At 59.7% G+C, this 12,463-nt stretch carries 10 protein-coding genes and 1 tRNA gene; 9 read left to right on the top strand and 2 right to left on the bottom strand.

What is annotated here, in order from left to right:
* The first annotated feature begins 58 nt into the window (after nucleotides 1–58).
* The 5 genes from recJ to E4662_RS07040 all read left to right on the top strand — a co-directional run bounded on the left by recJ (nucleotide 59) and on the right by E4662_RS07040 (nucleotide 6,401).
* Nucleotides 59–1,804, top strand: coding sequence for a single-stranded-DNA-specific exonuclease RecJ (gene recJ / locus E4662_RS07060; RefSeq protein ID WP_136440834.1), 1,746 nt, complete (start codon nucleotides 59–61; stop codon nucleotides 1,802–1,804).
* Nucleotides 1,805–1,978: 174 nt separating this feature from the next.
* A tRNA-Glu gene (locus E4662_RS07055) sits at nucleotides 1,979–2,053 on the top strand.
* Nucleotides 2,054–2,784: 731 nt separating this feature from the next.
* Nucleotides 2,785–3,795, top strand: coding sequence for a Hint domain-containing protein (locus E4662_RS07050; protein ID WP_136440833.1), 1,011 nt, complete (start codon nucleotides 2,785–2,787; stop codon nucleotides 3,793–3,795).
* Between the two features lie 31 nt (nucleotides 3,796–3,826).
* Nucleotides 3,827–5,413: a hypothetical protein gene (locus E4662_RS07045; protein WP_136440832.1), complete on the top strand. Its 1,587-nt coding sequence runs from the start codon at nucleotides 3,827–3,829 to the stop codon at nucleotides 5,411–5,413.
* 73 nt (nucleotides 5,414–5,486) lie between these two features.
* On the top strand, nucleotides 5,487–6,401 hold the full coding sequence (locus E4662_RS07040; protein WP_136440831.1) for a LysR family transcriptional regulator: 915 nt from the start codon (nucleotides 5,487–5,489) through the stop codon (nucleotides 6,399–6,401).
* Nucleotides 6,402–6,954: 553 nt separating this feature from the next.
* On the opposite strand, the gene E4662_RS07035 is transcribed toward E4662_RS07040, so the two are convergent.
* On the bottom strand, nucleotides 6,955–7,827 hold the full coding sequence (locus tag E4662_RS07035) for a LysR family transcriptional regulator (protein WP_136440830.1): 873 nt from the start codon (nucleotides 7,825–7,827) through the stop codon (nucleotides 6,955–6,957).
* Between the two features lie 100 nt (nucleotides 7,828–7,927).
* Here E4662_RS07035 and E4662_RS07030 point away from each other — a divergent pair, with 100 nt between their 5' ends.
* The gene (locus tag E4662_RS07030) at nucleotides 7,928–9,238 is read left to right on the top strand and encodes a serine hydroxymethyltransferase (protein WP_136440829.1); all 1,311 of its coding nucleotides are present in this window, start codon (nucleotides 7,928–7,930) and stop codon (nucleotides 9,236–9,238) included.
* Here the strand turns inward: E4662_RS07030 and E4662_RS07025 are convergent.
* Nucleotides 9,229–10,143, bottom strand: coding sequence for a LysR family transcriptional regulator (locus E4662_RS07025; RefSeq protein WP_136440828.1), 915 nt, complete (start codon nucleotides 10,141–10,143; stop codon nucleotides 9,229–9,231). The two genes, E4662_RS07030 and E4662_RS07025, sit on opposite strands and share 10 nt — an antisense overlap.
* A 104-nt stretch (nucleotides 10,144–10,247) precedes the next feature.
* Between E4662_RS07025 and E4662_RS07020 the strand changes: the two genes are divergently transcribed.
* The 3 genes from E4662_RS07020 (at nucleotide 10,248) to E4662_RS07010 (ending at nucleotide 12,461) form a co-directional block, all read left to right on the top strand.
* Nucleotides 10,248–10,799 carry a nuclear transport factor 2 family protein gene (locus tag E4662_RS07020; protein WP_136440827.1) on the top strand — a complete coding sequence of 184 codons (552 nt, stop codon included), beginning with the start codon at nucleotides 10,248–10,250 and terminating at the stop codon, nucleotides 10,797–10,799.
* A gap of 27 nt (nucleotides 10,800–10,826) precedes the next feature.
* Nucleotides 10,827–11,720, top strand: coding sequence for an alpha/beta hydrolase (locus tag E4662_RS07015; protein ID WP_206080263.1), 894 nt, complete (start codon nucleotides 10,827–10,829; stop codon nucleotides 11,718–11,720).
* A gap of 84 nt (nucleotides 11,721–11,804) precedes the next feature.
* Complete coding sequence (locus E4662_RS07010) at nucleotides 11,805–12,461, top strand: SDR family NAD(P)-dependent oxidoreductase (RefSeq protein WP_136440826.1); 657 nt, start codon at nucleotides 11,805–11,807, stop codon at nucleotides 12,459–12,461.
* Nucleotides 12,462–12,463 lie beyond the last annotated feature (2 nt).

Below are 12,463 nucleotides of genomic sequence, written 5' to 3'. Positions count from 1 at the left end.
GCAGCATAGCTGCCTGGGCTCCCCGGGATATTTTGAGCACAAAGAAACAGGGGGTTGTTTGGGGTATCTTGGGGTTGAAGCCAGCCTGACCGGGCGCTGCTGGGTTGGGCCATCTGTCGAGGTGGAACGCCAGGCCGAAGCGCTGGTTCAGGCGCATGGCTATTTGCGCGGGCTGGCCATGGTGCTGGCCCGGCTTGGCGTCGCGCCCGAAGAAGCACCGGGATACCTTGAACCCAAGCTGCGCGATTTGCTCCCGGATCCGCGCTCTTTGAAAGACATGGAAACCGCGGCGGCGCGGTTTCTGAAGGCTGTACGCGGGCGGCAGCGGATCGCGGTTTTTGCCGATTATGACGTGGATGGCGGTAGCTCGGCGGCTCTGCTCATTCACTGGCTGCGGCAGATGGGGCGGCAAGCGACGCTCTATGTTCCGGACCGGATCGACGAAGGCTATGGCCCGAACGAGCCCGCTATGGCGGCGCTGGCGGCAGAGCATGATCTGATCCTTTGCGTCGATTGCGGCACGCTGTCTCATGACGCGATTGCGGCGGCCAAGGACGCGGATGTGGTGATCCTCGATCACCACCTTGGCGGCGAGACCCTGCCGGACTGCGTGGCCTGCGTGAACCCGAACCGGCAGGATGAAACCGGCGATCTGGCGCATCTTTGCGCGGCGGCGGTGGTGTTTTTGATGCTGGTGGAAGCCGGAAGGCAGCTGCGGGAGGCAGGCGCCAAAGGGCCGGACCTCATGGCGTTGCTCGATCTGGTGGCGCTGGCAACGGTGGCGGACGTGGCCCCGCTCAAAGGAGTGAATCGGGCTCTGGTGCAGCAGGGGCTGAAAGTCATGGGCGCACGGGCGCGGCCCGGGCTGGTGGCGCTGTCGGACGTGGCGCGGCTCGAAAGCGCGCCTGCGGCCTATCATCTTGGCTTTGTCCTGGGACCGCGTGTGAACGCGGGCGGGCGGATCGGGCAGGCGGACCTTGGCGCGCGGCTTTTGTCGACCGATGACCCGCACGAGGCGCAGGCCATGGCGGAGCGCCTCGATATGCTCAACGCCGAGCGGCGCGAGATCGAGGCCGCCGTGCGCGCGGCGGCTTTGGCGCAGGCGGAGGAGCGCGGGCTGGATGCGCCTTTGGTCTGGGCGGCGGGCGAGGGCTGGCATCCGGGTGTTGTGGGCATTGTTGCAAGCCGGATCAAGGAGTTGACCAACCGTCCGGCGGTGGTCATCGGGCTGGAGAACGGCGAAGGCAAAGGCTCTGGCCGGTCCGTGTCTGGGGTCGATCTGGGGGTTTCGGTACAGCGATTGGCGAGCGAAGGGCTGCTGATCAAAGGCGGCGGGCACCGGATGGCGGCGGGGCTGACCGTGGCCGAGGACAAGCTGGAGGCCGCCATGGACCGGCTGGCAGAGCTGTTGGGCAAGCAAGGCGCAGGCAACGCGGGCCCGGCGGATTTGCGGGTGGACGGAATGCTCATGCCCGGCGCGGCCAGCCTTGACCTTGTCGAAGCGCTGGAGAAAGCCGGACCGTTTGGCCAGGGCGCGCCGGGGCCAAGGTTTGCCATCGCGGATGCACGGATCAGCTATGCGCGGCAGGTGGGCACGGGCCATCTCAAGATCGCCTGTGACGATGGATTGGGCGGGCGGCTCGAAGGGATCGCGTTTGGCGCCTTCGACGGACCGCTTGGCCAAGCGTTGACCAACCACGGCGGGCGGCGATTCCATTTGGCCGGGCGACTCGACATAAACGAGTGGGGCGGGCGGCGCTCTGTTCAACTTAGACTTGAGGACGCGGCCCCTGCGGCGGGGTGATAAAATAAAGTCCTGAAAAGGTTCATTTTTTTCGCTTCCATAATTGAACTTAAAAATTCTTCGTCCGGCGCGAAAAAAGTTCAACTTTCCGCTTGCAAGCGCGCCGCGCTTTTCATAGAAACCGCCTCACGCCGCAGGGTTGGACAACACGCCAACAACGCAGCGCACCAGAGTGGCCCGTTCGTCTATCGGTTAGGACGCCAGGTTTTCAACCTGGAAAGAGGGGTTCGATTCCCCTACGGGCTGCCACTATCCAAAAATAGCGTTGAAATCATTCACTTTTTCACCGGTTTTGTATCAGGAATCGCAGGTGGTTCATTGTTCCCTGTCTGTTCCTGGGTCATAGCTGTCCGATGTCATCCCCTTTGGGGACAGTTCAGGCCTTTTGCGCTGTGCAGGGCTTCCGGCTCGACGCTGCATATCTCGGCCTGAAAGACGCGTAACGCAACGCGCCGCAGATGTGATTTGTCGTGTTAACTTGGAAAACCTGATCAGGACGGGAGGCCACGTGGCGGTCACCAATACCCGCCTTGTAGCGCAGGCCTAGGGTATCACGCTTGCTTGCCGACCGAATACCGCACAAGGTGGTCGCCCCTTGAACCTGATCAGGATTTTAACTGTTGGTCGTGGACGGTTGAGATTCGGCTGACACTGGGACCTAGTCGTCTTTCCGTAGAGCTTGCAGCAGAAGGTAGCGTCCAGTTTGCGCAGAAAGCGGAGTTTGCAATGTTTCGCGCACGGCACTTTTCGGTCATTGAACGGGCCCAAGAATGTGGCGGGGCGGGCCGCTGAACTTACCGTTCGCGGCGGATGCGGAAACATCGGATTCTCGGTTTCACCTATCTCAAGTTGAACGATTGTGATCTCCGAAAGTCATGTCCGTGCGCGCTATATACTAGTGGTCATAAGAAGTGTTCCGCGCGGGCGTACCAGTGGGTCCGTCCGTTTGATGGACATGTTCAAGGTTATTCGCGAAAGGAATGTTGCGCATTCTTCCGGTTGGATATCCGCATCGCAATGTCTTGAATACACCGTTCCCTAGCTTTGTTAAGAATGAAGGGGATGACATGGTCACCACAACTTATGATTACTACTACGGCCTTTCCGGGGTGAATTTGTCGACTGGGACAGTTACCGTGCCGTTTATTCCACCAATTTCTGTCACGACAACGTTGTCTGACACGGAGGACGGCACCGATGACGGGATATTGGCCATAGGGGCCGAATTGGACTGGAGCGCCATTACGAGCCAAAAGGTTGTGTTGGCTGGCGCCACCACAGAGGGCTATCCGATCGTTCAAAACGATGTCACCGGGCATTATTTTCTGCTGACCCCCGTGAACGGGCTGCACAATCAGACCTTTACCGTCAACACAACTGATCCTTTTACCTTCTGCTACGCGGCGGGCACCCAGATTGCGACACCGCAAGGTGAACGCAATGTCGAGGATCTGAAGATTGGCGATCTTGTCTCAACGGTTGATGGCCGCAATGTTCCGGTTCTTTGGCTGGGTCATCAAACCATTCACAAGTGTTTCAAAGGGTGGAAGGGGCAGTTGGTGCGCATCCGTGCCGGGGCCTTTGGCAAGGGGCTGCCACACTCGGACCTGCTTGTGACCGGCGATCATGGCATGGTTTTGGATGGGCTGGTGATCAACGCCTCCGCGCTGGTGAATGGCGACACTATTGATTGGGTGCCACTGGCGGACTTTCCGGACAGTTACAGCATCTATCACATTGAAACCGAAGCGCATGAAGTGATCCTTGCCAATGGCGCGGCATCAGAGACGTTTATCGACTGCCCTGGGCGTCAAGGCTTTGACAACTATGCGGAATACTTGGATCTCTACGGGGTAGAACGCATTGTCCCGGAACTGAAGATGCTGCGCCTCGTGGCTGCGCGCTTGGTGCCCGCACATATTTCAGATCGCTTGGCTGCAAAGACTGCGCCCTCGGCAGGCGTGACGCGTGAAGTCAAATTGTCCGCCTGAGCCTTGTTTTACAAAAATAGAAAGAAATCAGATGTATAGTATCGAAATCCAAACGGTGACCTGCAATCGCACAGGTGACAGCGGGCGCATCGAAGACGACGTTGAAATCATTGTGCAATCCGATGGCAACGGGCCTTGTCGGTACCCGGTGTTCGGCGCGCATAGCATGGGCTCTGGCGATGCGTGGGATTTGACCGACAACGGTACGGTGTCAGGACAAATCTATTATTTCTCCAACGCCATAACCGTTCAGCTTTACGACCGCGACGGGGCCACCAATGAAATCGACTCCGCCGATCCTTTGGCCAGTTTCGGGTGTTTTCGGGCGCAGAACGGCGGCCCGGACATCGTTGGCACGTTTACCGAACGCGACGACAAAAACGCATGTGAAGCGGATTACGAGATCACCTATACGATCCGTGCCGTCGAACAGTTGCCCGCGCCGGATAACGAAACGCCGTCGGACACGCTGATATCTGCGATCCGATCCAACGTGGCGGCCTGGGCGACAAGCTCTGCCGGACAAGAGATTATTGCGACAACGGACCCGCAAGACCTTGAAGATCTGTTGAAAGAGGCAATCGTCTCCACCGCGTTCAAAGACATCGGTGAGGCGCTTCAATCCACCGTCCTCGACACCAAGATAAAAGGCATCTCTCTGGGTGTCATGGCGACAGCAGACATCTGTTTTGGAGTCACCGGTGCCTTTGGCATCGCTGTGGCGCGCGATGATTTCCAATTTGTCGGCATGGGTGGTGACAAGGAGGACCTGGACTCGGCAATCTATGCGGGTGGTGGCCTTCTGGAAGGCGCTGATGTCGCGCTGGATGGAGAGCTTGCCCTGGGAATATGGTATGTTGAGCCCAAAGACTTTTCCGGTCGCGTTATTGGTGTCGATGCAGATATTGGCGATGGTCTGGATGTCGAAGGCGTGGCCTATGCGAGCTACTCAGACGACGATGAGGAAAACGAAGACCTTAAGACTGATGGCGAATTTGACGTCGCGAAAATCCGCGACAAAGCCAAGGCCACCTTTGTTGGGACAGGCATCGGCCTGGGCGATGGTGCCGATGTGCAAGAAGCGCATTTCTTTGCGGGCGCATTGCCGGGCAACACTCCTTGTTACCAGTCAGGTGACTATGACCATGCCGCGATTGTGACCGAAATCCGCTGCATCAGTTCGTGGTCAAACAACAACAACGACAATGTCATGATGCACTACTTCGCTGATGGCGATTGTCCGCCCTACACGTTCGATTCCGATACCGGCAGCAATCGCTATGATGCGACGGACGATCCCTCCGAAATAACCGGGCAGTATCGCTTTCCAATCTGGAATTCTCGTGAAATGGACAAGGACAGCGACACCACATGGGGGCCGGGTCCTGTTATCAAGTTCAATGACAGCTTTTATGTTGATCTACACGCGGCCAAAGGCCCGCCGAACGAGCGAGACACACATGACAATCGGGCAATCGTGGGCATTCATCATTGCACGCTTGATCCGTCAAAGTCGACATTCATTGGCAGCCCCGGCGTTTCAAAGACACTGACCTATGAATTCATCTACAAGGGGAGCGACGTGAAATACGAGGTTGACGTGCAGCTCTTATATTAACAAATTGAAATTTCACCCTAATCATTGTCGGTGCCGCTTCCCTTGTGGCGGCACCTTTTTTTGATGGAATATTATGGACTTATCTAAGGTCGATCTTAATCTTCTGACTGTGTTCCACACGATTTATGAAACCCGGTCAGTCAGCGCCGCAGCCCGACAATTGGACCTAAGCCAACCTGGTATGTCGCATGCGTTAAGACGGCTGCGTGAGCAGCTGGGTGACAAGCTTTTTGTGCGTCGTGGTAACGGGGTCGAGCCGACGGTTTATGCTGACCGGATTGCTGCCCCCATTCGACGCGCCATGCTTGCTCTTCAGGAAGACCTATCGATTGAAAGCGATTTCAATCCAAAAACCGCGACCCGCCATTTCAAATTGATGATCATGGATTGGTCGGAAGATTTTATCGTCCCACCGCTCATTCGGGAAACGGCCGGGAATCCTGACCTGACGTTTGAACTGGTGTCCCCCCGATCAGAACCGATCATGGAAGTCTTGCTGCATGGTTCTGCGGATCTGGTGTTCCACCTTGCACCCGAGATGATGCACGAGATCGCTTTCGAACTTGTGCATGAAACTGATCTTTGTCTTATCCACGACCCAGGCCATCCTATCGAACGGTCAGACAAAAAGCTGATTGATTTCCTCTCGATGAGCAAAGCCTCCCTGAACCTGCGGGCTGGTGCGGTCATGAATCTGACAAAGGTGAACATGTCGAACAAAGAGGGGCCGCACAGCGTACTTTATCACAGCCTCAGATCCGCCCCCGGCCTGGTCAAAGGGACCGGCCTGATCGCGATGGTGCCTGTGACTTTTGCAGAATATATCGCGCCGATTTACGGGCTTTCGATAACAATGCTCCCGAAAAACTTCTTTGTTCAGAAAATGTATTTTTCCTGGCATCGAAAGTTCGAGCACGATTCAGCGCACCGGTGGTTGAGACATGCAGCAAGAGAGTCGTTTTCGACCTTTGCCGATCAAGGAAATTGAAGCCAAGTTTTGCTTCTAATTAAGACCTGCAGGATTGCTTCAAAAGGCCCCGGCCGCGTCTTCGTCTTGCACATATGCCAAGAATATTTCGCGAGAGATCTCTTTCATGTCAGCATCGAAAGCACCAGCGAAACCGCCATCACCCAATTTCGGCGCCTAATTCAGGCGGATGGCTCGGCGCAAGAGAGTTTCTCAGAGAATGTCGGGTTCTCGCCTACGAATCCAGAGGCCGCCAAGAAAGGCTACTTTCTAATCGGAGCAGAAAATACTTAGCGCGCACATCAAACTTCCGATTTTCGGCTGACGTACAGATTGGTCATGTCTGCTTCGGGCCGATCGCGCATGGCGTCGATGGGCCTGAACATCTGCCGAAGATGCCTGAGCGATTGCGTGATACAAATGCAAATGTAACCCATTGATTTCCCGTGCTCTCAAAGCCGATACTGGTACAGTGTAACCTTCTGATTTTTCACAATTAGTGAGCGCCCCTACGGGCTGCCCCTATCTCTTCCTTCAAGTCAAGCCTGATTGATGAAGCCCGAGTGCGGTTCGTTCAATCGTCCGCTGTCAGAACGTGCAAAATGGTGTCGGTGTCCGGATGGCGGCGGGATCTGTGCGGCAGGCTGATGATCAAGGATTGACCGCTCGGGCAGTCCTGATCTGAAACCCGAACGAGCTGCCCGGAGCGGAGTGGCGCTTCGATCAGGTTGGCGTGGCCCATCAGAACCCCGGCACCGGTCTTGGCCTCTTCGACAGCGAGAGCATAGAGCGAATATCGCGGTCCGCGTGCGGCATTGCCGATCGCGGTGCCGGTCTCGCACGCCCAGATTTGCCAGTCGCTTGCCCAGGTTTGATCATGCAGCAACGGCGCGCTTTGCATATCCAACTCGGAGGCGAGACCGGGCGACGCGACCGGGAAGAGCCTGTCTTCGGACAGGACGAGCTGATCAGCTGTTTCATCCGGAACACCGAAGAATATCGACAGATCAAAGAGTTCCCGCGACAGGTGGGGCGGCGTCTCCATGGCGGTGACGGAGATGTTGAGATCGGGGCGCGCCGCGCGCAACCGGCCGAGCCGTGCTGGCAGCCAGAGTTGCGCGATCGAGGGCAAAGCGGCGATGTGGACGTCCGGGTGCGGGGCAAGACCGCGCAGGTTTTGCGTGGCAGCGGCAAGCTGGTCGAAGGCATCGGTGAAAGACAGCGCCAGTTTCTGAGCGTGGGGCAGCAGTGCGACCCCCTGCGCCCGGCGCTCGAACAGCGCAATGCCAGCCCATGTCTCGATGGTTTTAACATGCTGTGAAATCGCCCCGGCGCTGACACCCAGTTCTTCGGCGGCGGCGGTGAAACTGCCAAGCCGCGCAGCCGACTCGAAGGCGCGCAGGGCGTTGAGAGGCGGGCCTTTGGGGCGGCGGGGGGTGACGGGCATGGCAACTCAGGCTTAGTTTTTCTGGGCCAAGAAATAGCAAAACTGATTTGCGTTGTCATTCGATGTGGTCAATCTGGGCACAGATCAGGAGAGATGAGCGATGACGATAGAAGCCAGAGACTGGGTGCCAGCGCAGTGCGAGACCTTGGTTCAGAAGATTGCCGCAGGCACCGCAGAGGCGGAGTCGCGCGCCGTGCTGGCCCGGATCGAAGATCTGGCACAGCAGAACCGGGACATCCACGAGCGCGAATGCTTCAACCTCAACCCCGCGACCAACGTGATGAACCCGCGTGCAGAAGCTTTGCTGGCCTCGGGCATCGGCTCGCGCCCGTCGGTGGGCTACCCCGGCGACAAATACGAAATGGGGCTCGAGGCCATTGAAGAGATCGAAGTGATCGCCGCCGAACTCTGCGCAGAGGTTTTCGACGCGAAGTTCGCGGAGATCCGGGTGCCTTCGGGGGCGATTGCCAATCTCTATGGCTTCATGGCGACCTGTCAGCCGGGCGATACGATCATCGCGCCGCCCGCGTCAATTGGCGGCCATGTGACCCACCACGGGGCGGGCTGTGCAGGGCTGTATGGGCTGCGCACGCTGGAGGCCCCAACAGATGCGGATGGCTATACGGTTGATCTGGAGGCCTTGCGCGCGATGGCGCGTGCGGAGCGGCCCAAGCTGATCACCATCGGAGGCAGCCTCAACCTGTTTGAGCATCCTGTCAAGGAGGTCCGGGCCATTGCCGATGAGATCGGTGCGAAGGTCATGTTCGACGCGGCGCATCAATGCGGGATCATCGCGGGGCGGGCCTGGCGCAATCCTCTGGCCGAGGGCGCGCATTTCATGACCATGAGCACCTACAAGAGCCTTGGCGGTCCGGCGGGTGGGCTGATTGTCAGCAATGACGCAGAGATTGCGCAGGCTTTGGACGCCATCGCCTTTCCCGGCATGACGGCGAACTTTGACGCGGCGAAATCGGCGGCGCTGGCGGTGACGATGCTCGATTGGCGCGACTTCGGGCAGGCCTATGCGGCGGAGATGATCGCCATGGCGCAGGCTCTTGCGCGGGGGTTGGATGATCGGGGCGTTGCGGTGTTTGGAGGCCGTGAAGGCTTTACCAACTCGCATCAGTTTGCGGTTCTGGCTGAGCCGTTCGGCGGCGGTCAGGCAGCGTCCAAAACGCTGCGCAAGGCGGGGTTCCTGGCCTGCGGGATCGGCTTGCCGGTGCCAGAGGTGGCGGGAGACATGAACGGTCTGCGCATCGGTACGCCGGAACTGGTGCGCTGGGGCATGACCGCGGCGGACGCGGACCGGTTAGCGGGGCTGATACAGCGTGGGTTGCGGGGCGAAGACATCGCTGCCGAGACCGCCGCATGGCGCAGCACGTTCGACCGGCTGCACTTCGTTCACGCCTGATCGTTGACCCCGGCCCGCGCGAAGGCTCTGAGATGCTCGGTGAACAGCCGCAGCGGCACCATGCTGCGGTATTCGCGCGGGAAATAGACGTAGATACCCGGCGTGTCCGGCAGAAAACGCTCGAGAACCGGCACCAACTGCCCGGTTGCGATCTCGTCCTTGCAGTAGTCCCGGAAGGTGTAGACCAGACCAGCGCCTTTCCGGGCGAGGTCAATGACCGTGGGGATCGTATTGACCACCAGCGGGCCCTTAACATCCACGGAGAACCCGCGCCCGTCCTGCTGGAAGTCCCAACGGGCAATGCGGCGCGCGGTCTGGAAACGATACCGGATACAAGGGGCATCCAGCAGGTCGGCGGGGTGCTCCGGCGTGCCGTGACACGCGAGAAACTCCGGGCTGCCCAATACGGCAAGGGGCAAGGCAGCGGTCAGGCGAATGGCGACCATGTCCTGCGCGATCCGGTCGCCGAGGCGAAACCCCGCGTGCATTTCCTCACCCAGAATGTCCGAGAGAGCATCGGTCAGCGACAGTTCCAGTTCGATTTCCGGGTAAGCTTCCCTGAACGGGCTTAGCGCCGGGCCGACAAGCAGTTTGTAGACAAACTCCGGCATCGCCAGCCGCAACGTGCCGCGCGGCGTGCCGCCTTCGGATCGGGCATTCTCGACCGCATCATTGAGTTGCTCGAAAGCCGGACCCGCGCCGCGCAGAAGCGTGCGGCCGGCATCGGTCAAGCTGAGCGCGCGCGTGGTGCGGATGATCAGCGCTGTGCCAAGCCGCTCTTCCAGTGCCTTGAGCTGATGGCTGACGGTCGAAGGCTGCAGGCCCAGGCGGGCGGCGGCCCCTTTGAAAGAGCCTTCGCGGGCGATGGCGTCAAACACTTCAAGCGTGGTAAGAGGTAGTCTCATTATGCGATTTCATACATCTGTGTGCTGCCTGATCTCCATATTATCGCAGAATGCGCCTTGGGATATCTCTCTTTTCAACGAAACACGGACGAAAGGAGAGACCGATGAAATCGCTTCTACTGGCCAGCACGCTGGCGGCTTCCGCTGCCTTTGCCGATGGCCCGTTGCCACAAGGGGATCCCATCACCGCCGACACCATTGTTGACGTGGCCGAGATGACGCGGATCGCCGATGCTCTGGACGGGGCGGTGGATGCCAAGGACTGGACCCTCGCGCGCAGCTTCTTCACCGATGAGATCCGCGTGGATTTCACCTCGCTGGTTGGCGGCGCGCCCGCTTTGATTCCGGCGGAAGAGTTGATTGCCGGATGGTCCGGGAACCTGACGGCGGAGAAAGAGAGCTTTCACCTGCGCGGCAACCATCGCGTGACCTTCGAAGGCGCAGATGCGGCGATGTTGGTTTCGCGCGGATACGCCTGGAACAGGATGGCGCGCGGCGGGCTTGAAGAGAACGGAGGCGATCCGCTCTGGGAGGTCTGGGGCAGCTATGCCCATGGCTTTGTCCGCACCGCAGAGGGCTGGAAAGTGAATTTCATGGCCTTCCATGCCACCGCCGAACGCGGCAACACCTTTGTCCGCAACACGCCGGGCCTCTGATTTTCTTGACATGCACGGGAGCACAGCATGACCCTTATCAACCTGCAAAACACTCCACAGAAGGCTGGCGTTGCCCGCGAGATCGTTCGTTTTGACAGCAACGGCGTGACCCTAATAGGCACGCTTTACAAGCCAGAAGACGCCCATAGCGCATTGCCCGGCGCGATCGTCACCGGCGCCTGGACCACCGTCAAGGAACAGATGGCGGGCACCTATGCGCGCGAACTGGCTGCGCGGGGTTTTGCGGCGCTGGCCTTTGATTTCACCGGCTGGGGCGAAAGCGACGGCGCGCCGCGTTATGTCGAGGATCCGGCGGTGAAGACCGCGGACATTCTGGCGGCCACGGCGTTTATGAATGCGCGCGCGGATGTCGGCGCGCTGTCCGGCCTCGGGATCTGTGCCTCGTCGGGATACATGGCAGATGCTGTCGCCAATGATGCGCGGCTTGGCAGGTTGGCGCTCGTGGCCCCGTGGCTGCATGATCCGGCTATGGCGGCAGAGATCTACGGCGGCGCGGAGGCGGCACAAGGCCTGATCGCCGCAAGCGAGGCTGATGACGGCAATGTGCTCCTGGCGGCGAGCCCGACCGACAACAGCTCTGTCATGTTTGGCGCGCCTTATTACACCGAGGCGGATCGCGGTCTGATCGCGGCCTATGACAACAAGTTTGCCGTGGCCTCGTGGAAGCCCTGGCTGACCTATGATGCGCAGGCCTCCGCGGACCAGTTGGACAAACCGGTGCTGATGGTCGGCTCTCCCGCCATCGCCTTGCCCGCCGGCGCGGCCGCCTATGAGGCGCGCACCAAGGCGCCGTTGGAGAAGGTCTGGCTGGGCGAAGACGTCACCCAGTTCGATTTCTACGACCGGGCGGATGTGGTCATAGCGTCGGCTGACGCGGTGGCGGACTTCTTCCAGGCCTGACAAACACAAGAGCCCCGGTTCCATTTTTCGCTTCAGCCGGAACCGGGGCATCTTGGCCTTAGGATCAGCAAGAAAGGGCGGGGCATGCAACGTGCGCTTGTAACCGGGGGCAACCGGGGGATCGGTCTGGCCATTGCCAAAGGGCTTGTGGACGCGGGTTTCGAGGTCATTATCGGCGCACGTGATGGCGCGGCAGGCGAGGCGGCGGCGGCGCGCGTTGGTGCACGGGTCGTCCGGCTGGACGTGGCAGATCCGCGAAGCATCGCCGAGGCTGTTCAAGCGATGGGCGCTGTCGATGTTCTGGTGAACAACGCCGGGGTTCTGGGTGCGGGCAATGTGCTCGACCATCCCGATGATTTCGAAGCCTGTATGGCGGTGATGCTGAACGGGCCTTATTGGCTCATGCATCATTTGACGCCGCATATGGTGCAGAGCGGCTTTGGCCGGGTTGTGAATGTGTCCTCCGGCTGGGGCGCGTTTTCGGATGGGATCGAAGGGCCTGCGTCTTACGGCGTGGCCAAGGCCGCTTTGAACGCTCTGACGGTGGCCTCGGCGCGGACCCTGCCCGAAACGGTCAAGGTCAACGCCATGTGTCCCGGCTGGGTGCACACCCGCATGGGCGGAGCCAGCGCGCCGCGCACGCCCGAGGAAGGCGCCGATACAGCCATCTGGCTGGCGACGCTTGGCCCGGACGGCCCGTCGGGCGGGTTCTTCCGGGACCGCACGCCAATCGCGTGGTAGGC

Origin of the sequence: Pacificoceanicola onchidii, from assembly GCF_004804335.1 — a bacterium.
GTDB lineage: Bacteria > Pseudomonadota > Alphaproteobacteria > Rhodobacterales > Rhodobacteraceae > Pacificoceanicola > Pacificoceanicola onchidii.
The sequence above is the reverse complement of the archived record's forward strand: the minus strand, read 5'-3'. Positions and strand labels throughout refer to the sequence as shown.